The 22,921-nt window shown below is 69.4% G+C and carries 25 protein-coding genes, 2 tRNA genes and 1 riboswitch; of the genes, 13 read left to right on the top strand and 14 right to left on the bottom strand.

Going from position 1 to position 22,921, the window contains the following annotated elements; all coding sequences use genetic code 11:
* Nucleotides 1–3: 3 nt before the first annotated feature.
* Both ACI7BZ_RS05995 and ACI7BZ_RS05990 read left to right on the top strand, forming a co-directional pair.
* The gene (locus tag ACI7BZ_RS05995) at nucleotides 4–648 is read left to right on the top strand and encodes a class I SAM-dependent methyltransferase (RefSeq protein WP_414116273.1); all 645 of its coding nucleotides are present in this window, start codon (nucleotides 4–6) and stop codon (nucleotides 646–648) included.
* A 132-nt stretch (nucleotides 649–780) separates the two neighbouring features.
* A tRNA-Met gene (locus ACI7BZ_RS05990) sits at nucleotides 781–857 on the top strand.
* Here the strand turns inward: ACI7BZ_RS05990 and ACI7BZ_RS05985 are convergent.
* Nucleotides 836–1,840 (bottom strand): alpha/beta fold hydrolase, encoded by a 1,005-nt coding sequence (locus ACI7BZ_RS05985; RefSeq protein ID WP_414116272.1) that lies wholly within the window; start codon nucleotides 1,838–1,840, stop codon nucleotides 836–838. The two genes, ACI7BZ_RS05990 and ACI7BZ_RS05985, sit on opposite strands and share 22 nt — an antisense overlap.
* Before the next feature lie 262 nt (nucleotides 1,841–2,102).
* On the opposite strand from ACI7BZ_RS05985, the gene ACI7BZ_RS05980 reads away from it, so the two are divergent.
* The gene (locus ACI7BZ_RS05980; RefSeq protein ID WP_414116271.1) at nucleotides 2,103–2,543 is read left to right on the top strand and encodes a DUF805 domain-containing protein; all 441 of its coding nucleotides are present in this window, start codon (nucleotides 2,103–2,105) and stop codon (nucleotides 2,541–2,543) included.
* An 18-nt stretch (nucleotides 2,544–2,561) separates the two neighbouring features.
* Here the strand turns inward: ACI7BZ_RS05980 and mmsB are convergent, their stop codons facing one another.
* The 5 genes from mmsB to ACI7BZ_RS05955 all read right to left on the bottom strand — a co-directional run bounded on the left by mmsB (nucleotide 2,562) and on the right by ACI7BZ_RS05955 (nucleotide 6,920).
* On the bottom strand, nucleotides 2,562–3,461 hold the full coding sequence (gene mmsB / locus ACI7BZ_RS05975; RefSeq protein ID WP_414116270.1) for a 3-hydroxyisobutyrate dehydrogenase: 900 nt from the start codon (nucleotides 3,459–3,461) through the stop codon (nucleotides 2,562–2,564).
* A 96-nt stretch (nucleotides 3,462–3,557) separates the two neighbouring features.
* The gene (locus tag ACI7BZ_RS05970; protein WP_414116269.1) at nucleotides 3,558–4,700 is read right to left on the bottom strand and encodes an isobutyryl-CoA dehydrogenase; all 1,143 of its coding nucleotides are present in this window, start codon (nucleotides 4,698–4,700) and stop codon (nucleotides 3,558–3,560) included.
* Nucleotide 4,701: 1 nt separating this feature from the next.
* Entirely contained in the window at nucleotides 4,702–5,127 is a 426-nt protein-coding gene (locus ACI7BZ_RS05965) for a type II toxin-antitoxin system VapC family toxin (RefSeq protein ID WP_414116268.1), read from the bottom strand.
* Entirely contained in the window at nucleotides 5,124–5,348 is a 225-nt protein-coding gene (locus ACI7BZ_RS05960) for a FitA-like ribbon-helix-helix domain-containing protein (protein WP_414116267.1), read from the bottom strand. The genes ACI7BZ_RS05965 and ACI7BZ_RS05960 overlap by 4 nt, the downstream gene beginning before the upstream one ends.
* 75 nt (nucleotides 5,349–5,423) lie before the next feature.
* Nucleotides 5,424–6,920, bottom strand: a complete 1,497-nt coding sequence (locus tag ACI7BZ_RS05955; RefSeq protein WP_414116266.1) for a CoA-acylating methylmalonate-semialdehyde dehydrogenase — start codon at nucleotides 6,918–6,920, stop codon at nucleotides 5,424–5,426.
* Nucleotides 6,921–7,081: 161 nt separating this feature from the next.
* On the opposite strand from ACI7BZ_RS05955, the gene ACI7BZ_RS05950 reads away from it, so the two are divergent.
* Complete coding sequence (locus tag ACI7BZ_RS05950; protein WP_414116265.1) at nucleotides 7,082–8,002, top strand: LysR family transcriptional regulator; 921 nt, start codon at nucleotides 7,082–7,084, stop codon at nucleotides 8,000–8,002.
* 20 nt (nucleotides 8,003–8,022) lie between these two features.
* Here ACI7BZ_RS05950 and ACI7BZ_RS05945 read toward each other — a convergent pair.
* A tRNA-Arg gene (locus ACI7BZ_RS05945) sits at nucleotides 8,023–8,099 on the bottom strand.
* A 462-nt stretch (nucleotides 8,100–8,561) separates the two neighbouring features.
* Between ACI7BZ_RS05945 and ACI7BZ_RS05940 the strand changes: the two genes are divergently transcribed.
* The 4 genes from ACI7BZ_RS05940 to rpsA all read left to right on the top strand — a co-directional run bounded on the left by ACI7BZ_RS05940 (nucleotide 8,562) and on the right by rpsA (nucleotide 13,693).
* Entirely contained in the window at nucleotides 8,562–9,338 is a 777-nt protein-coding gene (locus ACI7BZ_RS05940) for a hypothetical protein (RefSeq protein WP_414116264.1), read from the top strand.
* Nucleotides 9,339–9,368: 30 nt separating this feature from the next.
* Nucleotides 9,369–10,931 carry a M48 family metalloprotease gene (locus tag ACI7BZ_RS05935; protein WP_414116263.1) on the top strand — a complete coding sequence of 521 codons (1,563 nt, stop codon included), beginning with the start codon at nucleotides 9,369–9,371 and terminating at the stop codon, nucleotides 10,929–10,931.
* 106 nt (nucleotides 10,932–11,037) lie between these two features.
* Nucleotides 11,038–11,508: a universal stress protein gene (locus ACI7BZ_RS05930; protein ID WP_414116262.1), complete on the top strand. Its 471-nt coding sequence runs from the start codon at nucleotides 11,038–11,040 to the stop codon at nucleotides 11,506–11,508.
* 475 nt (nucleotides 11,509–11,983) lie between these two features.
* On the top strand, nucleotides 11,984–13,693 hold the full coding sequence (rpsA, locus tag ACI7BZ_RS05925) for a 30S ribosomal protein S1 (RefSeq protein WP_414116261.1): 1,710 nt from the start codon (nucleotides 11,984–11,986) through the stop codon (nucleotides 13,691–13,693).
* A 198-nt stretch (nucleotides 13,694–13,891) separates the two neighbouring features.
* Here rpsA and ACI7BZ_RS05920 read toward each other — a convergent pair whose 3' ends face one another.
* From ACI7BZ_RS05920 to thiO, 5 genes are all read right to left on the bottom strand, one after another.
* A complete protein-coding gene (locus tag ACI7BZ_RS05920; RefSeq protein ID WP_414116260.1) occupies nucleotides 13,892–14,644 on the bottom strand; it encodes a carbonic anhydrase in 753 nt (250 codons plus the stop codon).
* A gap of 90 nt (nucleotides 14,645–14,734) precedes the next feature.
* Nucleotides 14,735–15,469, bottom strand: coding sequence for a thiamine phosphate synthase (locus ACI7BZ_RS05915; RefSeq protein WP_414116259.1), 735 nt, complete (start codon nucleotides 15,467–15,469; stop codon nucleotides 14,735–14,737).
* The gene (locus ACI7BZ_RS05910) at nucleotides 15,369–16,148 is read right to left on the bottom strand and encodes a thiazole synthase (RefSeq protein ID WP_414116258.1); all 780 of its coding nucleotides are present in this window, start codon (nucleotides 16,146–16,148) and stop codon (nucleotides 15,369–15,371) included. Before ACI7BZ_RS05910 ends, ACI7BZ_RS05915 begins: the two co-directional genes overlap by 101 nt.
* Before the next feature lie 119 nt (nucleotides 16,149–16,267).
* Nucleotides 16,268–16,501, bottom strand: coding sequence for a sulfur carrier protein ThiS (gene thiS, locus ACI7BZ_RS05905; protein WP_414116257.1), 234 nt, complete (start codon nucleotides 16,499–16,501; stop codon nucleotides 16,268–16,270).
* Between the two features lie 5 nt (nucleotides 16,502–16,506).
* Nucleotides 16,507–17,712 carry a glycine oxidase ThiO gene (gene thiO, locus ACI7BZ_RS05900; protein WP_414116255.1) on the bottom strand — a complete coding sequence of 402 codons (1,206 nt, stop codon included), beginning with the start codon at nucleotides 17,710–17,712 and terminating at the stop codon, nucleotides 16,507–16,509.
* A riboswitch (TPP riboswitch) is annotated at nucleotides 17,701–17,800 on the bottom strand. (Overlaps the previous gene by 12 nt.)
* Nucleotides 17,801–17,943: 143 nt before the next feature.
* Between thiO and ACI7BZ_RS05895 the strand changes: the two genes are divergently transcribed.
* The 5 genes from ACI7BZ_RS05895 to ACI7BZ_RS05875 all read left to right on the top strand — a co-directional run bounded on the left by ACI7BZ_RS05895 (nucleotide 17,944) and on the right by ACI7BZ_RS05875 (nucleotide 20,963).
* Nucleotides 17,944–18,567, top strand: a complete 624-nt coding sequence (locus ACI7BZ_RS05895; RefSeq protein WP_414116254.1) for a glutathione S-transferase family protein — start codon at nucleotides 17,944–17,946, stop codon at nucleotides 18,565–18,567.
* A gap of 121 nt (nucleotides 18,568–18,688) precedes the next feature.
* Nucleotides 18,689–19,162, top strand: a complete 474-nt coding sequence (locus ACI7BZ_RS05890) for an NUDIX domain-containing protein (protein WP_414116253.1) — start codon at nucleotides 18,689–18,691, stop codon at nucleotides 19,160–19,162.
* Between the two features lie 121 nt (nucleotides 19,163–19,283).
* The gene (gene sppA, locus ACI7BZ_RS05885; protein ID WP_414116252.1) at nucleotides 19,284–20,255 is read left to right on the top strand and encodes a signal peptide peptidase SppA; all 972 of its coding nucleotides are present in this window, start codon (nucleotides 19,284–19,286) and stop codon (nucleotides 20,253–20,255) included.
* Nucleotides 20,256–20,353: 98 nt separating this feature from the next.
* Complete coding sequence (gene ihfB, locus ACI7BZ_RS05880; RefSeq protein WP_169121801.1) at nucleotides 20,354–20,638, top strand: integration host factor subunit beta; 285 nt, start codon at nucleotides 20,354–20,356, stop codon at nucleotides 20,636–20,638.
* Between the two features lie 4 nt (nucleotides 20,639–20,642).
* On the top strand, nucleotides 20,643–20,963 hold the full coding sequence (locus ACI7BZ_RS05875) for a lipopolysaccharide assembly protein LapA domain-containing protein (RefSeq protein ID WP_414116251.1): 321 nt from the start codon (nucleotides 20,643–20,645) through the stop codon (nucleotides 20,961–20,963).
* Between the two features lie 66 nt (nucleotides 20,964–21,029).
* Here the strand turns inward: ACI7BZ_RS05875 and cysW are convergent, their stop codons facing one another.
* Nucleotides 21,030–21,902: a sulfate ABC transporter permease subunit CysW gene (gene cysW / locus ACI7BZ_RS05870; protein ID WP_414116250.1), complete on the bottom strand. Its 873-nt coding sequence runs from the start codon at nucleotides 21,900–21,902 to the stop codon at nucleotides 21,030–21,032.
* Between the two features lies 1 nt (nucleotide 21,903).
* Entirely contained in the window at nucleotides 21,904–22,767 is an 864-nt protein-coding gene (gene cysT, locus ACI7BZ_RS05865; protein WP_414116249.1) for a sulfate ABC transporter permease subunit CysT, read from the bottom strand.
* Nucleotides 22,768–22,921: the final 154 nt, after the last annotated feature.

Genomic DNA, 22,921 nt, shown 5'->3' with positions numbered 1-22,921 from the left:
ACGATGGCGGTTCAATACGATCTCGAAGGCCAGAAGCGCGCTTACGCCAAGTGGGCGCCGATCTACGACAAGGTCTATGTGAAGCTCCTGGCCGATGCCCAGCGCAAGGCCGCCGCTGCTGCCGCCGCCTGCGGGCCGGACATTCTGGAGGTAGGCGTCGGCACCGGTCTGGTGCTGCCCTATTACCCGGCGGGCACGCGGGTGACCGGCATTGATCTGTCCTTCCACATGCTGCAGAAAGCGGTGGAGAAGAAGGTGGAGCGCGGCCTCTCCCAGGTGGGGCTTCTGGCCGCCATGGATGCCTGCAACCTGGGCTTTGCCGACCACAGCTTCAACGCCATCACCGTGCCCTTCGTGATCACCCTGGTCCCGGACCCGGAAGGGGCGCTGGACGAGATGTATCGCGTGCTGAAGCCCGGCGGGGAGATCATCGTCGCCTCCAAGCTCGGGGCGGACGAGGGGCCGGCCATGCAGATCGAGCAGGTGCTGGCGCCGCTGGTGAAGAAAGTGGGCTGGAGCATCGCCTTCAAGGCGAGCCGCCTGCGGAACTGGGCGGCGAAATATCCCGACATGGCGGTGGTCGAGATTTCCCCGGTCTTCCCCATCGGCTTCTTCAAGCTGGTGCGCATGAAGAAGGCCGCGGCCTGAAGCGGCCGCAGGCCCGGCCCAATCGGGCCGCGGCCCCGGCGTGCGCGGCCCCCTGTTTTCTTCGCCACGGCGCCGCACGCTGTTTTCTTGACACCCGGGAGGCCGCGATCGTATATGCGCGTCTCTCGTTGTGGCAGCGTAGCTCAGTTGGTGAGAGCGCCGGATTCATAACCCGGAGGTCGGCGGTTCAAGTCCGCCCGCTGCTACCACCCCGCACGGCTTCTTCCGCCGCCACGCGATCCAGAAATTCACGCACCGCCGCACGGATCTGGCCGGCCCGCCCCACCAGAAGATGCCCACCCGTGTCGTAGGCGACGAACTGCGCGCCGGCGATGCGCTCCGCCGCCACCTGGGCCGCCGGCAGGGTGTTGAACAGGTCGTCGCGCGCCGAGACGATGAAGGTCGGCGCCACGATGCGCTCCAGCGGAAGATCCGGCGCCGGGCAGGCGCTGTCCAGCCGGATGCCCGCCGCGCGGGACACCACCGGCGCAACGGAAGCGGCGATGCGCAGCACCCGCTCCCGCTCCGTCGCCCCGGCCTGCTCCAGCAGGGGCGGACGCACGCCGACGAAGCGGACCAGCATGGAGGGTCCCAGCGCGGCGATGGCCCACCAGAAGAAATCACCCCCGGCCTTCACCACCGCGAACACCAGGCGGCTGCCGCCGCTCGGGTCCACAGCGACCGGACTGTGCGGCGCGTGAAGGGCGGGGACCATCAGCACCAGGGCCCGGACCTTGTGGGGATGGCGGATGGCAAGGGCGGCGGCCGAGCGCGCGCCCGCCGACAGGCCCATGACCACCACCTGGTCAAGGCCGAGATGATCGAGCAGCGCCGCATGGGCATCCGCCTGCGCCGCGATGCCGCCGTCGGGAGCATGCACGGCGGCGGCGGGAATGCCGGTTCGCAGATAGCCGAAGCGCGAGGGAGCGATGACCCGGAAGCCGTCCCCCATGAGGTCGTCCGCGAAGGCGAGGCCATGGTCGAAGCCGCCGCCGGCGCCATGAATGGACAGCAGGGCAAGCCCCTGCCCCCGGTCCGCATATTCCACCGGGCCGCCGGCCAGCTGCACCACTTGGCTGCCGGACGCGACGGATTGCAGCGCCCGGGCGTGGACCGCCCGGAAGCGCCAGCCGATCACCGCCGCCGCCAGCACCGCAGCGCCCAGGAGCAGGAGGGGTCCGGTCGAAGCCATGCGCTTGCCTCTCGTCCAGTGGGGCCGTGCCGCACCCTGCGACGCGCCCGCTCGAGCGCGCTCCCTCCCTTGGACGAGAGCCGGACGAACGGCTTCAGAATACCATACGATCGCCGCCGGTCCCCGCCCGGCGCAGGTGCCGTCCCCCGAAGTCTCTCCTCAGCCATCGGGCCGCGCCATGGCGCGGGCTCCGGGTGTCGGATATAGGCGGGGGCATGCACCGCGACGGAAACGCTGCCGGCGGCGGGCGTGAGGAGGGGTCATGACGTTCACAGCCGCAGTGCGGAGCTGCCTGTCGAAATATGCGGTCTTCAGCGGCCGGGCGCCCCGCAGCGAATTCTGGTGGTTCTGGGTGTTCACCGTGCTGGCGGAGGTGGCCGCCCTGTACATCGGCGGAATGCTTTTGACCGGCGCGGTGGTGGAACAGGGCATGAGTTCCGGCATGGGCCCGGGAATGGACTCCATGCACGGCTGGTACGTCCTCGCCGTTCCCAATTGGCTGTCCGGCCTCGTTCACCTGGCGCTGGTCCTGCCATGGCTGGCGGTGGCGGTGCGCCGGCTGCACGATGTGGGGCACAGCGGCTGGTGGCTGCTGATCGCCTTCATTCCGTTCGGAATCTTTGTGCTGCTCTTCTGGTGGGTGCAGCCGAGCGCGCCGCAGGCGAACGCCCACGGCGCCCCGCCCCTCCTGCCCGCGGCCTGAGGGGCGAAGGCTGCGCCCTCAGGTTTCGTCCGCCCGGGTGCGGACCCACTCGATGATGCCGGAGAAGTCCTTGCCCTCGTTGCCTTCCGCTGCGAACGCCGTGTAGAGGGCGGTGGCTGCCGCGCCCAAAGCGGTGGCGGCGCCTGCGGCGCCCGCAGCCTCCTGCGACAGCTTCAGGTCCTTCAGCATGAGGGCGGCAGCAAAGCCGGGCTGGTAGTCGCGATTGGCCGGGCTGGTGGGCACCGGCCCCGGCACCGGGCAATAGGTGGTGAGCGACCAGCACTGGCCGGACGAGGTGGAGGCGACGTCGTAAAGCGCCTGGTGGGAAAGGCCCAGCTTCTCGCCCAGCACGAAGGCTTCGGACACGGCGATCATGGAGATGCCGAGGATCATGTTGTTGCAGATCTTCGCCGCCTGCCCCGCGCCCGCGCCGCCGCAATGGACGATCTTCTTGCCCATGGCCTCCAGAAGCGGCCGTGCCGCCGCAAAGGCCGCATCGGTGCCGCCCACCATGAAGGTCAGCGTCGCCCCCTCCGCCCCACCCACGCCGCCGGAGACCGGGGCATCCACGCTCTGATGGCCTGCGACCACCGCCGCCTCGTGGAAGGCGCGGGCGGATGCCACGTCGATGGTGGAGGAATCGATGAACAGCGTGCCGGGCCGGGCCGCCGCGAACAGCCCGTCGGGGCCGGCGGTGGCCGCCACCACATGCTTGCCCGAAGGCAGCATGGTGACCACCACGTCGGCATCGGCCACCGCTGCGTGGGCGGTTTCGGCCAGGCGCACCCAGCGCGCCTTCACCGCCTCCATGGCGGCGACGGAGAGGTCGAAGCCCACGACATCGTGGCCGGCCTTCACCAGGTTGCCGGCCATGGGCCCGCCCATGTTGCCGAGGCCGATGACTGCGATGGTCGCCATTTTGGTGTTTCCTTCCGCAATGGAATGCGGGTGGCGCATTCCCCAAGGGTTGCCGGAACCGGACGTGAGGGCCGGGCGGTCCGGCCCGGCGGCGCCTCAGTTCCCCTGCGCGATCAGCGCGCGGGAGATGATGAGCCGCATGATCTCGTTGCTGCCTTCCAGGATCTGGTGGACGCGCAGGTCCCGCACGATCTTTTCGATGCCGTAGTCGGCAAGGTAGCCGTAGCCGCCGTGCAGCTGGAGGGCGTCGTTGGCCACGTCGAAGCCGGCATCGGTGGCGAAGCGCTTGGCCATGGCGCACAGCTGGGTGGCATCCGCCGTCTTGGCATCCAGCGCCGCCGCCGCACGCCACAGGAAGGTGCGCGCCACCTCCAGCTGGGTGGCCATGTCGGCGAGGCGGAACTGGAGCGCCTGGAACTCGTCGAGCCGTTTGCCGAAGGCCCGGCGCTCGCGCATGTAGGCCAGCGCCTTGTCCAGCGCCGCCTGCGCTCCGCCCAGCGAGCAGGCGCCGATGTTCAGCCGGCCGCCATCAAGCCCCGCCATGGCGATGCGGAAGCCGTCGCCCTCGGCGCCCAGGCGGTTTTCCACCGGCACGCGCACGCCTTCGAAGGTGACGGCACGGGTGGGCTGCACGTTCCAGCCCATCTTCTTCTCGTTGGCACCGAAGCAGAGGCCCGGCGCGTCGCCGGGAATGACGAGGGTGGAGATGCCCTTCGGCCCCTCGCCGCCGGTGCGCACCATCACCACATAGACGTCGGCGCTGCCGGCGCCGGAGATGAACTGCTTCTGCCCGTCCACGACATAATGGTCGCCGTTGCGCACCGCCTTCGTCTTCAGTGCCGCAGCATCCGATCCGGCGCCGGGCTCGGTGAGGCAGTAGGAGGCGAAATGCTCCATGCTGGCGAGGCGCGGCACCCAGGCCCTGCGCTGATCGTCGTCGCCGAAGCGGTCGATCATCCAGGTGGCCATGTTGTGGATGGAAAGGTAGGCCGAGGTGCCGGGGCAGCCGGTGGCCAGCGCCTCGAAGATCAGCGCCGCGTCGAGCCGGGTCAGGCCGGAGCCGCCCACGTCGTCGCGCACATAGATGCCGCCCATGCCCAGCGCCGCGGCGGCGCGCAGGGTTTCCACCGGGAAATGCTTGGTCTCGTCCCACCCCACGGCGTAGGGGGCGATCTGCTCGTTGGCGAAGTCGCGCGCCATGTCGCGGATGACGATCTGGTCCTCGGAGAGCGTGAACATGTCAGGGGCGCCAGTCGGAGAGGGGGAGGATGGGGGGAAGGTCCGTCTGGCCCGCCGTCTTGCGCGCGAGGCGGCCGTCGGCGGTCAGCAAAGGACAGTCCATTTCGCGCGCGAGACTGAGGTAGACGCAATCGTAGATGGGATGGTCAAGCCGGAAGGACAGTTCGATCGCGGGCGCAAGCAGCGGCTCGACCGGAAACAGCCGCTGGAAGAATGGCGGCAGCTGTGCGTTGATCTCGATGGCGTCTTCTACCGTCATGGCCCCTGCGCGCTTTTTCTTCCAAAGGGCATTGGCGACTTCCGACTGAACGAGCGTCGGCGCCAGAAGGCTCGCACCGGATATAAGGAGGGCGCGAGCCTCGGCGCGATCGCCCGCGTCGAAGAACCATTTCAGAGCGATGCTCGCATCGACCACGAAGCGGTTCATTCAAGACCCTCGCGGATTTCATCGAGGGTCAGGGCAGGAGAAGGCTTGGTTCTGGCCAGAAAATACTCGGACACCGCCACCCGCTCCTCGGGCGTGTAGGGCCGGTTCTTCTCAAGCAGGTTGCGGATCTCCTGCTCCAGCGAAATCCCGTTCCGCTTGGCCCGCTCCCGGTAGACGTTGAGGGTCTCGTCGGGAATGTTGCGCACCAGAACCTGGGCCATCACAGCCTCCTCGTGATATCGATCGTGCTATCAAAAATGATAGCACGATCGTGTCCTCGCAAGGAGAGGCGCCCCTCACCCCATGGTGGGGATGACGAAGTCCGCGCCGTCCTTGATGCCCGAGGGCCAGCGGGAGGTGACGGTCTTGGTCTTGGTGTAGAAGCGCACACCGTCCGGGCCGTGCTGGTTCAGATCGCCGAAGCCGGAGCGCTTCCAGCCGCCGAAGGTGTGGTAGGCGAGCGGCACCGGGATCGGCACGTTGATGCCCACCATGCCCACCTGCACCTTGGAGGCGAAGTCGCGGGCGGCATCGCCGTCGCGGGTGAAGATGGCGACGCCATTGCCATATTCGTGCTCGTTGGGCAGGCGCAGGGCTTCCTTGTAGTCCGGCGCGCGCACCACGGAAAGGACGGGTCCGAAGATCTCCTCCTTGTAGATGCGCATGTCGGCGGTCACCTCGTCGAACAGGCAGCCGCCCATGTAGAAGCCGTTCTCATAGCCCTGGAGCTTGAAGTTGCGGCCGTCCACCAAGAGCTTGGCGCCCTCCTTGATGCCGAGGTCCACATAGCCCTTCACCCGCTCCAGCGCCTCGCGGGTGACGAGGGGGCCGAAATCGGCGGTACCGTCGGTGGACGGGCCGATCTTCAGATTCTCGACGCGGGGCACCAGCTTTTCCAGCAGGCGGTCGGCTGCCTCCTGGCCCACCGGCACCGCCACCGAGATGGCCATGCAGCGCTCGCCGGCGGAGCCATAGCCGGCGCCGATGAGGGCATCCACCGCCTGGTCCATGTCCGCGTCGGGCATGATGATCATGTGGTTCTTGGCGCCGCCGAAGCCCTGCACGCGCTTGCCGTTGGCCGTGCCGCGGGCATAGATGTACTGGGCGATGGAGGACGAGCCGACAAAACCGATGGCCTGCACGTCCGGGGCATCCAGAAGGCCGTCCACCGCCTCCTTGTCGCCGTTCACCACATTGAGGATGCCGGGGGGAAGGCCCGCCTCCAGCATCAGTTCGGCCAGGTGCATGGGCACGCCGGGATCACGCTCCGACGGCTTCAGGATGAAGGCGTTGCCGCAGGCGATGGCCGGGCCGAACTTCCACATGGGGATCATGGCCGGGAAGTTGAACGGGGTGATGCCCGCCACCACGCCCAGCGGCTGGCGCATGGAATAGATGTCGATGCCCGGGCCGGCGCCGTCCGTATAGTCCCCCTTCAGCAGGTGGGGGATGCCGACGGCGAACTCCACCACCTCCAGCCCGCGCTGGATGTCGCCGCGGGCATCGGGAATGGTCTTGCCGTGCTCGCGGGCAAGCAGCTCGGCGAGCTGGTCATAGTCGCGCTGCACCAGCTCCAGGAACTTCATGAGCACGCGGGCGCGGCGCTGCGGGTTGGTGGCGGCCCAGGCGGGCTGGGCCGCCTTGGCATTGGCCACCGCGGCGTCGAGCTCGTCCTTGGAGGCGAGCGCGACGCGGGCGATCACCTCGCCGGTCATGGGCTGCCACACGTCGGCATAGCGGCCGGACGTGCCGGCCACATGCTTGCCACCGATGAAATGGCCGATCTCGCGCATGATGCGTGTCCTTCTTGGGAAATGCGTTTCCGAACGATGGACGCCTTGCCGGTCGTTGCAACCGGCGGCGTTCGTTGGCCGGCACACTGCCCTATCCTTTTGTGCACATCTACGGCAATCTCCGCACCATTGATGTGCGAAATATCACATGAAGGCGAACCGTGCGCGCGAGCGATTTCGAATGGTCGGACCTGAGGTTCTTCCTCGCCGTGGCGCGCGCGGGCCGGCTCACCGTGGCGGCCGCGCGCCTCCAGGTGGAGCATTCCACGGTGAGCCGCCGCCTGGCCGCGCTGGAGGCGGCGCTGGGCGCCAAGCTGTTCGATCGCCGCCCCCACGGCTACGGCCTCACCGCGGCGGGCGAGCGGCTGATGGCGGCGGCCGAGGGCATGGAGAGCCTGGCGCTCGCCGCGCAGGGGGAGATCGGCGGGGCGGACCTGGGCGTCGCCGGCACCGTGCGCATCGGCGCGCCGGACGGCTTCGGCAGCTATTTCCTCGCCCCGCGCATCGGCGCGCTGGCCGACCTGCACCCGGAGCTGGACATCCAGCTCCTCGCCATGCCGCGCCTGTTCTCCCTGTCGAAGCGGGAGGCGGACATCGCCATCTCCCTCTCCCGGCCGAAGGAAGGGCGGCTCGTCGCCCGCAAGCTCACCGACTACCGGCTGGGGCTCTATGCGGCGCGCGCCTATCTGGAGCGACACGGCGGCATCGACAGCCGGGCCGCCCTCGCCCGCCATCCCTTCATCGGCTATGTGGACGACCTGATCTACGCGCCGGAACTGGACTATGTGCCCCTGGTGGCCAAGGACATGAGGGTGCGGCTGAAGAGTTCCAGCCTCATCGCCCAGATGACCGCGACCCGCGCCGGGGCAGGCGTGTGCGTGCTGCCCTGCTTCATGGCCGACCTGTTCACCGGTGCGGCGCCGGACGCGCTGGTGCCCATCCTGCCCGGCGAGGTGGGCCTCACCCGCACCTTCTGGCTGCTAACCCACACCGACACCCGCGACCTCGCCCGCATCCGCGTGGCGGCGGACTTCATCGCCGGGGTGGTACAAAAGGGAAAGAACGTCCTGATGCCCGGGTGAGACCGGCGGCGCCGGCGAACTGGTGTCCCGGAAGGGATTCGAACCCCTGACCTGCGGTTTAGGAAACCGCTGCTCTATCCTGCTGAGCTACCGGGACGCCGCCCTTCTTCTAGAACGGGTGGCGGCGGGAGAAAAGGGTGTCGGCGCGCGGATGCGGGCGGGCGGTGGAAAGGTCCTGTAAGCACAGTTGATCCGCCATCGCTTCTGGCCAGCGGCCGCCTGGCGTATCGTGGCCCTGAAGCCATTGTCCCGCCGCCCCCGCCGGGTGCATGCGTGCCGCGCCGGCCGGCGCGGCCCCCGGTGCGGCGGGGCGGGATGTTCCCCCTTCGGGTTTCGGCGAGGGTCGCGGTTGCAGGACACAACGGGGTTTTGGTCAGGGCAGGCTGAGGCTCCCGCTGAACGGGCGCCGCTGCAAGGAAGCCGGTGGGGCATCCGCGCCCTGCGCACGGGCCTGCGCGCCGCCTGCATCGCAACGCTCCTTGCGGGCGCTGCGCAGGCGGCGGAAGCGCCGTCCGGCGGCGCGGCGCCCCCGCCCGTCGGCATAAAGTGCGCCCCGGCCGTGCCGGTGGAGGCCGGCGAGCCCCTGACCGGCGCATGGGGGCAGGACGGGTCCATCACACTCTCCGATGGCCGCCACCTCGTCCCCGAGGGCATCGCATTGCCGACGCCGCTCTCGGCGGAGCCGGCGGCGCTGAGGGCGGCGGAGGCGGCAGCCGGCGCCGTCCTCGACGGACGCTTCATCATCCCCAGCGCCACGCGCCCCGACCGGCACGGCCGGCTTGCGGCGATTGCGGCACTCATCACCCCCGCCACCGGATCGCCGGAGCCCGAGGACCTCGCCACCGCCTTGCTGCGTGCCGGATCGGGCACGGCCCGGCCGGTGGCCGGCGACGGCCCCTGCCGGGCCGCCCGCCTCGCGGCGGAAGCGCAGGCGCAGCGGGAGACGCAGGGCATCTGGTCGCATCCCGGCATCCGGCCTTCGGCCTCGGACGAGGCCGCCCTGGCCATCCGGGCCGGCCTCTTCACCGTAACCGAAGGGCGGGTGCGCGACGTGGGCGTCACCCGCGACCGGGTGTTCCTGAATTTCGGTGCAAGGTGGCGGCAAGATTTCACCGTCATGATCGCGACGGAGGATTTCGCCACAATCTTGGGCGATAGCCTCGAACCGGCCATGTTGCGCGGCACGCTGATAAGGGTGCGCGGCGTGGTGCACGAAGATGGCGGGCCGGCCATCACGGTGCGACGCCAGGGCGAGATCACGCTTCTCGCCCCCGCGACTTCGGCCAGGACCGCGGCGGGCGAGGCCGCAAGCTGGAACATGGACAGGCCCAGATGATCGGGCCGGCGGGAGCATAAGGTGGGGACCATGCGGCAGGACCATGCGACGCAGGAGGCAGGCACGGGACACACCGCGCGCGCCGCCGTGCACCCGCACGCCGCCAGCCCCCGGCCGGGACCCGTGCGCACGGCCCTTGCCGCCCTCGGCCTGCTCCTTCCCCTCCTTGTCTCCGCCTGCACCGGCTTCGACCTCGACCGGGTGAGCGTGCCCCTCTCCTCGCCGGCGGCGGCATCGGCGTCCGAATATGCGGACATGACGCCGACCCAGCGCAGCGAGCACGAGCGGCTGGTGGCAAGCTATGGCGGCGCCTATTACGACCCCACCCTCAAGGCGCTGATCCAGCAGGTGGTGGAGCGGCTGGTGGCGGCATCCGAGCGGCCGGACCTGAAATATCGCGTCACCGTCCTCAATTCCCCGGCCATCAATGCCTTCGCCCTCCCGGACGGCTCGCTCTATGTCACCCGCGGCCTGCTGGCGCTGGCCAACGACACGTCCGAGCTGTCCTCGGTGCTGGCCCACGAGATGGCGCATGTCATCGCGCGCCACGCCACCATCCGCGAGGACCAGGTGAAGCAGGCGGTGCTGGTGAGCCGGGTCATCTCCGACGTGGTGAACGACCCCGACCTCGGGGCGCTGGCCATGCAGAAGAGCCGGCGGACCCTCGCCTCCTTCTCCCGCGGGCAGGAGCTGGAAGCCGACGCCATCGGTGTCGGCATCGCCGCGCGCGCCGGCTTCGACCCCTTCGGCGCCTCCCGCTTCCTCACCGACATGGGCCGCTACGGCGACCTGAAGAGCACCGCCTTTTCCAGCTCTTCCTCCTCCCCGGACATGGACTTCCTGTCGTCCCACCCGGCGACGCCGGAACGCATCTCCATCGCCATCGCCAATGCCCGCCAGTATGCGGAGGGCACCAGGTCCGGCGACGGCGAGCGCGACCGCGCGGCCTATCTTTCGGCCATCGACGGCATGGTCTATGGCGACGACCCGAAGGAAGGCTTCGTGCGCGGGCGCAAGTTCTTCCATCCCAAGCTCGGCTTCACCTTCACCGCGCCGGAAGGCTTCTCGCTGGAGAACACCTCCCAGGCGGTGCTCGGCGCCACCCAGACCGGGCGCGAGGCCCTGCGCCTGGATGCCGTGCGCGTGGGCGCCGACCAGTCCCTCTCCCAATACCTGTCTTCCGGCTGGATCGAGGGGGTGGAGATCAACACGGTGGAAACCCTCACCGTGAACGGCTTTTCCGCCGCCACCGCCATCGCCCGGGGCGACCAGTGGTCGTTCCGCATGTTCGCCATCCGCTTCGGCTCGGACGTGTACCGGCTGATCTTCGCCGCGCGGGAGCTGACGCCGGAGCTGGACAAGCAGTTCCGCGCCGCCGCCGACACCTTCCGCCGCGTCTCCTCCGGCGAGGCGGAAACGGTGAAGCCCCTGCGGCTGCGCATCGTCTCCGCCGGCCTGGGCGACACCGTGGACAAGCTGGTGCAGCGCATGCAGGTGCCCGACCGGCCCATGGAGCGCTTCCTCATCCTCAACGGCCTGGAACCCGGCGCCAAGCTGAAGTACGGCGAGAAGCTGAAGATCATCGCCGAGTGAGGGCGCAGCCCCGCCGGCCGGGTGCCGGCGAGTTGATCGCGCGCAATCGGCCGGCGGGGCCGCGCGCGCTATAATGTGCCTTCCTCGGAATGGGGGAGGAGACAAGATGTACAGGAAGATCCTCGTCGCCACCGACGGTTCGGCCCTGTCGGACCTCGCCGTTTCCCACGCCATCGCCCTCGCCGCGGCGCTTCGTGCCCGCCTCGTCATCCTGACGGCGACCGAGCCGTTTCACCTGCTCTCCACGGAAGCCGACCAGATCGCCGACACCGAGGAGGACTATCGCCGGCACATGCAGGTGCGGGCCGACCGCATCCTGGAAGCCGCCGCGCAGAAGGCCGCGGCGTCCGGTGTGGAGGCGGCCCGGGTGCATGCGGAGGGCAACAACGCCTACGACGCCATCATCGACACCGCCGAGCGCGAATTGTGCGACCTGTTGGTGATGGCCTCCCATGGGCGCCGCGGGCTTTCGGCCGTGATGCTGGGCAGCCAGACCACCAAGGTGCTCACCCATTCCAGCATTCCGGTGCTGGTGGTGCGGGCCGAGGGCGCCGCCGCCGAAGCCACGGCAGCCTAGTGGATCAGCCGAAACGGATGGTTCCCATCCGTTTTGAAAAGTTGATCCACCAGATCAAGGCGTTGTGGTTCGACCTGGTCGCGACAGATGGGTTCCATCTGTCGCCCTCTAACTTACTGGATAGAGCCGGGTCTGCCCGCCACCGGGGCGTTCGGCGACAAGCAACCCTTGCGCTCCGGGGCATTTTGCACTAGGTAAGCGCCGTCCGAGGCCGCGTTCCCACAAGCAGGGAGCCGCCCGGGCGGGCAGGGGTTTCGCGGGATACGCGGCCCTGATCGTCGGAGGCAGCCCGCCCTGGCTTTCGCTGAGCGCACGTCGGGACATCCAATTCATCGCCCGTACCGCCCGGCTCATGCGCCGGCCCGCCGATGTCGTGTCGGCGGCTGTTCCGGCTTTCCGTCAGCGACGGCCGGGACACCCGAGCGGTTCGGGCCTCGCAACACGAGAAGCCGGCGCAACGAAGTCTGGAGCGTGAATGTCCGCCGTAGAAACCACCCGTGAAGATTTTGCCGCGCTGCTCGACGAGAGCTTCGGCCGCGCCGACATGCAGGAAGGTGCCGTCGTCAAGGGCATCGTGGTCGCCATCGAGAAGGATCTGGCGATCATCGACATCGGCCTGAAGACGGAAGGCCGCGTGGCCCTGCGCGAGTTCGCCGGCCCGGGCCGCGAGAGCGCCATCAAGGTGGGCGACGAGGTCGAGGTCTATCTCGAGCGCGTCGAGAACGCCATGGGCGAGGCCGTCCTCTCGCGCGACAAGGCGCGCCGCGAGGAAAGCTGGGTCAAGCTCGAGAAGGCGTTCACCGCCAACGAGAAGGTGTTCGGGGTCATCTTCAACCAGGTGAAGGGCGGCTTCACCGTCGATCTCGACGGCGCCGTGGCGTTCCTGCCGCGCTCCCAGGTGGACATCCGCCCGATCCGCGACGTCGGCCCGCTGATGCACAACCAGCAGCCGTTCCAGATCCTCAAGATGGATCGCCGCCGCGGCAACATCGTGGTCTCCCGCCGCACCGTGCTGGAAGAAACCCGCGCCGAGCAGCGCCACGAACTGGTGCAGAACCTCGAAGAGGGTCAGGCCATCGACGGCGTGGTCAAGAACATCACCGATTACGGCGCGTTCGTTGACCTTGGCGGCATCGACGGCCTGCTGCACGTCACCGACATCGCCTGGCGCCGCGTGAACCACCCCACCGAAGTGCTGAACATCGGCCAGACGGTGAAGGTGAAGATCATCAAGATCAACCACGAAACCCACCGCATCTCGCTCGGCATGAAGCAGCTGCTCGGCGATCCGTGGGAGGGCATCGAGGCCAAGTATCCGGTGGAGGCCCGCTTCAAGGGTCGCGTCACCAACATCACCGACTACGGCGCGTTCGTGGAACTGGAGCCGGGCATCGAAGGCCTCATCCACGTCTCCGAAATGTCGTGGACCAAGAAGAACGTTCACCCCGGCAAGATCGTCTCCACCTCCCAGGAAGTGGAAGTGCAGGTGCTGGAAGTGGACAGCGCCAAGCGCCGCATCTCCCTCGGCCTCAAGCAGACCCTCCAGAACCCCTGGGAGGCCTTCGCCGAGAAGTATGCGCCCGGCGCGGTGGTGGAAGGCGAGGTCAAGAACAAGACCGAGTTCGGCCTGTTCCTCGGCCTCGACGGCGACGTGGACGGCATGGTCCACCTCTCCGACCTCGACTGGAACCGTCCCGGCGAGCAGGTGATCGACGAATACCGCAAGGGCGACATGGTGAAGGCCGTGGTGCTCGACGTGGACGTCGAGAAGGAGCGCATCTCGCTCGGCATCAAGCAGCTGGCCGGCGATCCCTTCGCCGAGGCCGGCGAAGTCAAGAAGGGCGCCATCGTCACCTGCGAAGTCACCGACGTGAAGGACGGCGGCATCGAGGTGAAGCTCTCCGGCACCGACCTTAGCGCCTTCATCAAGCGTTCCGAACTGGCTCGCGACCGCAACGACCAGCGCCCCGAGCGCTTCTCGGTGGGCGACAAGCTGGATGCCCGCGTCACCCTGTTCGACCGCAAGGCGCGCAAGGTGCAGGTCTCCATCAAGGCGATGGAAATCGCCGAGGAGAAGGAGGCCGTGGCCGCCTACGGGTCGCAGGACTCGGGCGCCTCGCTGGGCGACATCCTGGGCGCCGCGCTCAAGCAGCGCGCGGCCGGCGAGGTCGAGAAGGAAGACTGATCGCCCGTCCGCGATCATCGGAAACGGAAAGGGCCGGTGCGCTGCACCGGCCCTTTTTCTGTTCTGCGGCGTTAGAGAACGCGTTCTCTATCCTTAAGTTAGGGCGCGATCCGCCCCTATGGAGCCGCGCGGCATCTCCCTGCGCAGGCAAGGATAGGCCCCGCCTGGCGGCGGGGCGCGACAGGTGATCCCCGCGCCTCAGTTGAGGCGCAGCAGGAAGCGCCGGTTCACCGCCTGCAGCGGGCGGGCGTTCATGGGGAAGATGGCACGGAAGGCGTCGATGTCGGCCTGTGCCACCTCGATGGGGGCGGCGAAGACGTTCCAGTCCACGATTTCCGAGCAGGGCGGCGTGGTCAGCGAGCCCTCATAGCGGTAGGTGCCGCGCGTCGACGGCAGCAGCGCGGCGGGGTCGAGCGGGGCATCAAGCGTCTTGTCTCCCGTCTTGCGCGGTGCGGCTGCCATGATCGACGAGAAGGCGGCATTGGCCGCACCCGGCACCATGAAGACGCCCGCCACCAGAAGCCCGCCCTCCGGCGCCGCATGGACGAAATGGGCCTCCATGGCCGTGCGCTTGCCGTCGATCGCGTGCTCACTCGGCGCGTGGAAGTGGAACTGCTTGAGCGCATAGGTCTTGCCGCCGAGGGTAGCCGTGCCGCCGTCGCCGGTCACGTCGGCCTGGATGGTGTGGCCGTTGTTCACCACCTTGTAGGCGAACGGCTTCCAGGCGAGGGTCGGTCCGGCACTTTCCGCCTTGACCGCGCCTTCGAGATTGATGGGCGATTGCTGGGTGCCAACGGAGCAGGCGGAGAAGCCCTGTTCCAGCGCGCCCCATTCCTGCGGCCCGCCATGGCCTTCATAGGTCCAGTGCGCCCCCTCGGATGCGCGGGCGGCGCTGGCGCAGACCGGGCAGGCGACGAGGCCCGCGAGCAGCGTGCGGCGATTGATCGTCATTGGAATGCCCCTTGTTTGGCGGTTCCCCCGCTGCGGCCAAGCCTACCAGCGCCGGGGTACACGCAAAAGCCGAGACTGTTCCCCGATGGATCAGCTTGCGGATGATGCGCGCGCGGTCAGCGCGGCAAAGGCTGCTCGCGGATCGTCCGCGCACATGATTGCGCCCATGATCGCGACGCCCTTGGCCCCGGCCGTAAGGCAGGCGGGCGCGTTTTCGGCATCAATGCCGGCGAGGGCCACCACCGGCACGGCTGAGGCACGGGCAAACGCCGAAAGTCCTTCAACCCCCAAAGCCGGGCCGTGCCCCGGCTTGGAGCGGGTGAGGAAGGCCGGGCTCGCCGTGATGTAGTCGAGGAGCGCCGGATCGGCAGCGGCGGCCTCGGCCAGAGTATGGGTGGAGAGCCCCACCAGCGCCTCCGGCCCCAACAGCGCCCGCGCCGCCGCTGCGTCCCCGCCGCCGGAGAGATGCACGCCGTCCGCACTCGCCGCCAGCGCCAGCTCTGGGGGGCCATGCAGCGTCAGGCGCACGCCAAAGGGCGTTGTCACGGCGCGCAAGCGGGCAAAGAGGTCGATCTGGTCCACCGCGGACAGGTCCTTCTCCCGCAAGCTTACCCAGCGGCAGCCGCCAGCGCAGGCGGAAGCCACCACCTCCGCGAGGTCGCGGCCCGCCAGCGCGCGGTCGGTGATGAGCAGCAGCGGCGGCGCCGGCAGGGCGGTCAGGGGGTCAGCTCCCCACCAGCCCGAATTCGGGGCTCGACGCCTCGGCGTGCAGCTTCTTCGGAATGCGCCCCGACAGCCGGGCCAGGCGCCCGCCCTCCACCGCATGGCGGAAGGCTGCCGCCATGCGCACCGGATCATGCGCCTTCGACACCGCCGTGTTGAGCAGCACCGCCGCGCAGCCCAGCTCCATGGCCAGCGCCGCGTCCGAGGCCGTGCCGATGCCCGCATCCAGCACCACCGGCACCGGGGAGCGCGCGCAGATCAGCTCGATCATGTGCGGATTGGCGATGCCAAGCCCGGTGCCGATCATGGAGCCCAGCGGCATCACCGTGGCGGCGCCCAGATCGGCCAGCTTCTGGCAGGTCACCGGGTCATCGTTGCAATAGGGCAGCACCACGAAGCCCCGGCCCACCAGTTCCTCGGTGGCCTTCAGCAGCTCCTCCACATTGGGATAGAGCAATTCGCGGTCGCCGATCACCTCCAGCTTCACCCAGTTGGTTTCCAGCGCCTCGCGGGCCAGCTCGGCGGTGAGCACTGCGTCCTTGGCGGTCTGGCAGCCGGCGGTGTTGGGCAGGATGTGAACGCGCCCGGCCAGCAGGTCCGTCAGGCTCTCCTCATAGCCGGCGAGGCTGATGCGGCGGATGGAGGCGGTGGCCATTTCCGAGCCGGACGCCTCAAGGGCGTCGAGGAAGGCCTTCTGGTTGGGGTAGCCGGCCGTGCCGAGGAACAGGCGCGAGCGGAACGTCCGCCCGGCGATGACGAGGGGATCGGCATTTGCGTTCATGGACTGTCTTCCCGGCACCGGTGCGGCACCCTCAGGGGTTCGCGAAGGCAGGCCCGACCCGCTTCGCCTGTTGCAGTTGCAGGACGCTAACCGCCCTGCTTTGTCGGCATTGCAGGGCGCTAACCGCCCTGCTTGGCCTCGATGATCTCCACGGCGTCGCCGGCGGAAAGCGGCGCCTCGGCCCAGGTGCGGCGGGGGGCCACCGCGCCGTTGACCGCCACCGCCATGCCCTTGCGCCCGGGGTCCAGCCCCTTGGCCCGCAGCAGATCGGCCACCGTGGCGACGGCGTGTCGCTCGGCGGCGCCGTTCACCTTCAGATCGACCCCGCCCGGGCTGCCGGCTGTCGCCTCCACCGGCCTCACTCCGCCGCCGCACGCGGCTGGAAGCGCGCCGCGCCGAACGGCACGGCCACCGGCGCCATGCGTCCCTCCAGCACCAGATCGGCGATCACCTGCGTGGTCACCGGCAGCAGGAGAATGCCGTTGCGGTGGTGGCCGGTGGCATAGACCAGCCCCTCCACCTGCGCGCTGGGGCCAAGGATTGGGGCGTCGTCCCGGCTGCCCGGGCGGAAACCCACCCATTGCTCCACGATGGACAATTCCTCCAGCGTCGGCAGGGCGCGCCACGCATTGGTGAGCAGCGCCAGCTGGCCGCCGGCGGTGAGGTCGGTGTCGAAGCCCTTCTCCTCGGTCGTGGCGCCGATGATGAGGCGCCCGTCGCGGCGCGGCACCAGATAGGCCCCCGGCGCCCACAGGACATGGGAGAGGATGGGCGCGGCAGGGTCCATGCGCAGGGCCAGCATCTGCCCCTTGATGGGGCGCACCGGCAGCGGCGCCGCGGGGGAAATGTCGATGCCGCGGCTCCAGGCGCCGGCGGCAAGCACCACCTGGTCGGCGTCATGCAAGGCGCCGCCCGCCACCACGCCGCGCACGCGGGCGCCCTGGGTCTCCACGCGGGTGACGGGGCAGTGCTCGTGCAGCCGCGCGCCGGCCGCGAGCGCCGCCGCCTTCAGCGCCACCGCCACCTTGCGGTTGTCCACCTGGTGATCCTCGGGGGTGAGGACCGCCCCGGCGAGGCGCGGCGAGAGGTAAGGCTCGCGCCGGCGCACCTCGGCGGCGCCGAGCCACTCCACCGGAAGGCCCAGGCTGGTCTGCAGCGCGTGCAGGTGCTTCAGGCGGGCGAGATCGTCGGCGGTAAGCGCGATGGTGAGCGTGCCTTCGGTGCGCAGGTCCACCGCAAGGCCGGTCTGCGCCTCCATCTCGGCGGCGAATTGCGGCCACAGGGCCTGGCTGGCGCGGTTGAGGGCCATCAGCCCCTCCTCGCCCGGCTCCGCCTCCGCGCAGGCCGCCAGCATTCCGGCGGCGGCCCTGCTGGCGCCTTGGCCGGTCTCGCCGGCGTCGAACAGGTCCACCGGGCAGCCGGCGCGGGCAAGACGCCAGGCCAGCGCCAGCCCGATGACCCCGCCGCCGACGATGGCGACGCGTGGCCGCGACCCGCCCGGCGGCGCGCCGGCTGACGAGGAAGGACCCGACGATGATGTAACGTTCGACAAGCTCTCGCTCATCGGCATCTCCCTACGCTGGCATGACCCAGACAGGTTCGATGGGTGTGATCTCAGCCGCGCATGATGCGTGGCACCCCAGGCCGTCTTGGTATTATCCATGCCCCACGCCGGATCGCAAGGCCCTTCGCCGGCATGCGATCCACCCGGGCCCGGCGCCTCCCCCAAATGAGGGACGACGCAGCCACCGGATTGGCCGGAGCCTTGCCCCGCATCATGCGCGGGAGAATGGCGATGAAACTCTACTGGGCGCCACGGTCACGGGCCTTCCGAGCCCTGTGGATGCTGGAGGAATCCGGCCTGACCTACGAGCGGGTCTTCATCGACATCCGCTCCGGCGCCCAGGACGATCCCGCCTTCCGCCGCATCAACCCCATGGGCAAGGTGCCGGCCCTGACCCACGGCGCGGCGCAGCTTGCCGAGAGTGCGGCCATTTGCACCTATGTGGCCGACCTTGCCCCCGCCGCCCGCCTCGCGCCCGCCATCGACGACCCGGCCCGCGGCCGTTACCTGCACTGGCTGTTCTTCTCGGCGGCGTGCATGGAGCCCGCCTTCGTGCAGAAGATGACCGGTATCGCCTTGCCGCGCGCCTCCGCCGGCTGGGGCAGTTACGACCGCGTGATGGAGGTGGTGGACCAGGCGCTTGCCACCGGCCCCTGGCTGCTGGGCACGGACTTCAGCGCCGCCGACGTGATGCTGGGAACCGACATCTGGTACGGCATCCACCTGCTCAAGGTGGTTACGCCCACGCCCGCCATGGCCGCCTATGTGGAGCGCTGCACCGCCCGCCCGGCCTTCCGCCGCGCGCAGGACATCGAGGCGCGGGAAGGCGCCCCGCCGGCGCCGGCCCCGGTGTGACACCGCCGGGTGCGGCCCGGCCCCGTTAGGACCCTCACCTGCGGGAGAGGCGTTCCGCCACAGCCGCACCTGCAATCGGGGACCCGCCCCCACACCGTGACGGCGCGCGCAGGCCTTCGGCTTGCGCTATGCTTGCGCCATGCTTTCGCTGCTCAATATCGTGCGCCGTGTCCGGCACGGCATGACCCTCGGCGTCCGCGTCCTCGCCTGCGACGACGCCGGGCGGCTGCTGCTGGTGCGCCATACCTATGTTTCCGGCTGGCACCTGCCCGGCGGCGGGGTGGACCTCGGCGAAACCGCCATCGAGGCGGCCCACCGGGAGTTGCGCGAGGAGACCAACGTGGAGGTGGCGGGGGGGCCGGAGGGCGGATTGTCCCTCGTGGGGCTCTATTTCAATCCGCAGGTGGGTGGGCGCGACCATGTGGCGCTGTTCCAGGCCGGACCGCTCGTGATCGGCCCGCGGCCGGAGCGCAACCTGGAGATAGTCGCTGCAGAGTTCTTCACCTTCGACGCTTTGCCCGAAGACCTGACGCCCGCCACCCGCCGCCGGCTGAGCGAATGGCGCGAGGGCGCGCCGCGCAGCCACCACTGGTGATGCGGCCGGGCGCAGACGCCGTGCCGGAGCGCCCAGCCTTGCCAAGCGGCCTCCGGCCCGCTTAAGTCCCGCGGTTCGCCCGCCCCGTCCCCCGGGGCCGGGCGCGAGGAGGAGAAGCCCCATGTCGCTCGACGCCGACCAGATCGTCGAACGCCGCCGCCTGCGCCGGAAGGTGACCTTCTGGCGGACCTTGGGCGTGCTGGGCGTGATCGCGGCCCTCGCCGTGGGGGCGGTGGCCGTCATCGGCCGCTCCATTCCCGCCTCCATGCCCCATGTGGCGCGCGTCACCATCGGCGGCCTCATCCGCAACGATCGCGAGCGGGTGGAGATGCTGGAGGAGATCGGCCGCTCGCGGGCCAGTGCCGTCATCCTCTCCATCGACAGCCCCGGCGGCACCGTGACCGGATCGGAGCAGCTCTACGACGCCCTGCGGCGCCTCGCCGCCAAGAAGCCGGTGGTGGCGGTGGTGGAAGGCGTCGCCGCATCCGGCGCCTATGTGGCGGCGCTGGGCGCCGACCATATCATCGCCCGCCGCAACGCCCTCGTGGGCTCCATCGGTGTGATCTATCAATACCCGAACATCACCGAACTGCTGAAGACCGTCGGCGTCACCGTGGAGGACATCAAGTCCTCGCCGCTGAAGGCCTCGCCCAACCCCTACAGCCCCACCTCGCCGGAAGCCCGGGCCGCGGTGGATGCGCTGGTGGTGGACAGCTACGCCTGGTTCAAGGGGCTGGTGGGCGAGCGGCGCAAGCTCTCCGACGCCAAGCTCGCCGCCGTGGCGGACGGGCGGGTGTTCACCGGCCATCTGGGGCTTGAACTTCAACTGGTGGACGAGCTTGGCGACGAGCGCACCGCCCGCGCCTGGCTCGCCCGCGAAAAGGGCGTGCCGGCCGACCTGAAGGTGCGCGCCTGGAAGACCGACCAGCCCGGGGACGAATTCGGCTGGCTGCTCGGCTCGGTCCATGCCGCGGTCAGCGCCCTGGGCTTCCCGCAGGCGGCCGCCGTGCTCACCGGTGCGGCGAAGGGCGCGATGGACCGGGCCCAGCTTGACGGCCTTCTAGCCCTCTGGCACCCTCGCGACGGCGGGTGAAAAGGGCTCGACAAGGGGCCGTAAATGACGGAATCGTCATAAGAAAAGGCGCATCCACCGGACCCGGCGGATCGATCAAGAGGGGAATTTCGGCCACCATGATCAAGTCCGAGCTCGTCCAGAAGATCGCCGAGGCCAACCCGCACCTCTACCAGAGGGACGTGGAGAACATCGTCAACGCCATTCTCGAACAGATCGCCTCGGCGCTGGAGCGTGGCGACCGGGTGGAATTGCGCGGCTTCGGCGCCTTCTCCGTGAAGAAGCGCGACGCCCGCGTGGGCCGCAATCCCCGCACCGGCAAGCAGGTGGACGTGAGCGAAAAGACCGTCCCCTACTTCAAGACCGGCAAGGAGATGCGCGAGCGTCTCAACGCCGGGAAGTAGCGCCGTGAACCGCCTTCTCTCCATTCTCATCGGGCTGCCCCTGTCGGTCCTCGCCATCGCCCTTGCGGTTGCGAACCGCAAGCCGGTGACCCTCTCCCTCGATCCCTTCTCGCCCGATGCGCCCGCCCTTGCGGTGACGCTGCCCCTGTTCGCCCTCGTGTTCGGCGCGCTCATCGTGGGCGTGGTGGCCGGGGGCACGGTGACCTGGCTGCGGCAGGGCCGCTTCCGCCGGGAAGCGCGGCTCGCCCGCAAGGAGCGCGCCCACCGCCCGGCCCAGTCGCCGGCCTCCCCCGCGGTGCTGGGATTGCCCGTGCCGCGCTCCTGATCCGGCCCCGCAGGACGGTGGCCCCCGCCGCCTGAACGGGGAATCGGCCGCGCCCGGCCGCAAGGCTCAATGGCCCGGCGCGCGGGGCGCAAGGCGCTCGCCGCGGCGCACTTCGGCCTGCTCGATGAGATATTTCGCCACCAGCGTGAACAGGGCGACCCCCGCCAGCACCGTGGCCGCCGCAAACGCGGCGAGCACGTGGCTGTCCTGGTAGAGCAGCTCGATCTGCAGCGGCAGGGTGGATGTCTGGCCACGGATGTTGCCCGACACCACGGACACCGCGCCGAACTCCCCCATCACCCGCGCATTGCACAGCGCCGCCCCGTAGAGCAGGGCGAAGCGCACATTGGGCAGGGTCACGAGGCGCAGCACGTCGAAGCCGGAGGCGCCCAGGCTCACGGCCGCCTCCTCCTCTTCCCGCCCCTGCGCCATCATCAGCGGCACCAGCTCGCGCACCACGAACGGGGCAGTGACGAACAGGCTGGCCAGTACGATGGCCGGCACCGCGAACATGATCCTGATATCGTGCGCCTGCAGGTAGGGGCCCAGCAGCCCCTGCGCCCCATAGACGAAGAGATAGGCCACGCCCGCCACGATGGGCGAGATGGAAAAGGGCAGCTCCACCACCGCCAGCAGCAGGTTGCGGCCGGGGAAGGTGAATTTGGTGACGGTCCAGGCGGCGGCGATGCCGAAGGCGATGTTCACCGGCACGCAGATGAGCGCGGTGAAGATGGTGAGGCCGATGGCATGGAGCGTATCCGGCCGGGCCAGCGCCTCCAAATAGGGGCCGACGCCGCGGCCCAGCGCCTCGGTGAAGATGATGGCCAGCGGCGCAATGAGCGCCACCGCCGTCACCGCCAGCACCAGGCCGGTGATCCCCCAGCGGGTGGCGCGCCCGTCGCCTACCCGCAGCCGGTTGCGGTTGGTTGGCGCCGCCATGTCAGGCGTCCCCCATGGCGCTGCGCTGGTGCCAAGCCTGCACCACATTGACGATGAGCAGCATGAGGAAGGCGAGGCCCAGCATGGTCACCGCCACTGCGGCCGCCGCGGCATAATCATATTCCTCCAGCCGGATGAAGGTGAGCAGCGCCACCACCTCGGTGCGGAACGGCTGGTTGCCGGCGATGAACACCACCGCCCCGAATTCGCCCAGCGAGCGCGCGAACGCCAGCGAGGTGCCGGAGAGAAAGGCGGGGAACAGGGCCGGGAAAATGACCTTGCGGAAGATGGTGAGGTCCGATGCGCCCAGCGTCGCCGCCGCCTCCTCCAGCTCCGGTTCCAAATCCTCCAGCACCGGCTGCACCGTGCGCACCACGAAGGGAATGGAGGTGAAGGCCATGGCGCAGACGATGCCCGCCGGGGCATAGGCCACCTCGATGCCCCATTGCGCCAGCGGCGCGCCGAACCAGCCGTTCCTGGCGAACAAGGTGGTGAGGGCAAGCCCGGCCACCGCGGTGGGCAGCGCGAACGGCACGTCCACCAGAGCGTCCAGCAGGCGCCGGCCGGGGAAATCGTAGCGCACCAGCACCCAGGCGAGGCCAAGGCCGTACACCGCATTGAACAGCGCCGCCAGCGCGGCAGTGGACAGCGTCACCTGGAACGAAGCCAGGGTGCGGGGCGAGGTGATGATGGCAATGTAGCCCTCGAAGCCCACCCCCGCCGCCTTCAGCAGCAGCGCGCCGATGGGCAGCAGCACGATGAGGCCGAGATAGAGCAGCGTCAGCCCAAGGGCCAGACGAAAGCCGGGAATGACGCTGCGCCGTGCATGGCCGAAGACTGGCACGGCGAGGGAAAGGCGGGGCATGGGGGGCCCTATCGGCTCGGAATGCGGCGCCGCCGCGAACAAGCGGCCGTTATGCCGTGTGATCCTCTTATTGTCATCCATTTTACGGAAAGCTAAAATAATCACTGATATGTAACGTGATTAAAGGCCGCAAAAAAAGGGCCGCACCCGCGGC

Source organism: Xanthobacter sp. AM11 (genome assembly GCF_047444035.1).
GTDB lineage: Bacteria > Pseudomonadota > Alphaproteobacteria > Rhizobiales > Xanthobacteraceae > Xanthobacter.
This window is presented reverse-complemented; position numbering and strand designations above follow the sequence as displayed.

Excerpts from the sequence above, each read along its gene's own strand:
- thiO (WP_414116255.1), bottom strand. The coding sequence starts at position 17,712 with ATGAGCGAGAGCTTGTCGAACGTTACATCATCGTCGGGTCCTTCCTCG.
- ACI7BZ_RS05895 (WP_414116254.1), top strand. The coding sequence starts at position 17,944 with ATGAAACTCTACTGGGCGCCACGGTCACGGGCCTTCCGAGCCCTGTGG.
- ACI7BZ_RS05910 (WP_414116258.1), bottom strand. The coding sequence starts at position 16,148 with ATGAACGCAAATGCCGATCCCCTCGTCATCGCCGGGCGGACGTTCCGC.
- ACI7BZ_RS05980 (WP_414116271.1), top strand. The coding sequence starts at position 2,103 with ATGACGTTCACAGCCGCAGTGCGGAGCTGCCTGTCGAAATATGCGGTC.
- rpsA (WP_414116261.1), top strand. The coding sequence starts at position 11,984 with ATGTCCGCCGTAGAAACCACCCGTGAAGATTTTGCCGCGCTGCTCGAC.
- ACI7BZ_RS05960 (WP_414116267.1), bottom strand. The coding sequence starts at position 5,348 with ATGGCCCAGGTTCTGGTGCGCAACATTCCCGACGAGACCCTCAACGTC.
- cysT (WP_414116249.1), bottom strand. The coding sequence starts at position 22,767 with ATGCCCCGCCTTTCCCTCGCCGTGCCAGTCTTCGGCCATGCACGGCGC.
- ACI7BZ_RS05995 (WP_414116273.1), top strand. The coding sequence starts at position 4 with ATGGCGGTTCAATACGATCTCGAAGGCCAGAAGCGCGCTTACGCCAAG.
- cysW (WP_414116250.1), bottom strand. The coding sequence starts at position 21,902 with ATGGCGGCGCCAACCAACCGCAACCGGCTGCGGGTAGGCGACGGGCGC.
- ACI7BZ_RS05965 (WP_414116268.1), bottom strand. The coding sequence starts at position 5,127 with ATGAACCGCTTCGTGGTCGATGCGAGCATCGCTCTGAAATGGTTCTTC.
- ACI7BZ_RS05915 (WP_414116259.1), bottom strand. The coding sequence starts at position 15,469 with ATGCGGTGGAGGGCGGGCGCCTGGCCCGGCTGTCGGGGCGCATTCCGA.
- ACI7BZ_RS05930 (WP_414116262.1), top strand. The coding sequence starts at position 11,038 with ATGTACAGGAAGATCCTCGTCGCCACCGACGGTTCGGCCCTGTCGGAC.
- ACI7BZ_RS05985 (WP_414116272.1), bottom strand. The coding sequence starts at position 1,840 with ATGGCTTCGACCGGACCCCTCCTGCTCCTGGGCGCTGCGGTGCTGGCG.
- ACI7BZ_RS05955 (WP_414116266.1), bottom strand. The coding sequence starts at position 6,920 with ATGCGCGAGATCGGCCATTTCATCGGTGGCAAGCATGTGGCCGGCACG.
- mmsB (WP_414116270.1), bottom strand. The coding sequence starts at position 3,461 with ATGGCGACCATCGCAGTCATCGGCCTCGGCAACATGGGCGGGCCCATG.
- ACI7BZ_RS05970 (WP_414116269.1), bottom strand. The coding sequence starts at position 4,700 with ATGTTCACGCTCTCCGAGGACCAGATCGTCATCCGCGACATGGCGCGC.
- ACI7BZ_RS05920 (WP_414116260.1), bottom strand. The coding sequence starts at position 14,644 with ATGACGATCAATCGCCGCACGCTGCTCGCGGGCCTCGTCGCCTGCCCG.
- ihfB (WP_169121801.1), top strand. The coding sequence starts at position 20,354 with ATGATCAAGTCCGAGCTCGTCCAGAAGATCGCCGAGGCCAACCCGCAC.
- sppA (WP_414116252.1), top strand. The coding sequence starts at position 19,284 with ATGTCGCTCGACGCCGACCAGATCGTCGAACGCCGCCGCCTGCGCCGG.
- ACI7BZ_RS05935 (WP_414116263.1), top strand. The coding sequence starts at position 9,369 with ATGCGGCAGGACCATGCGACGCAGGAGGCAGGCACGGGACACACCGCG.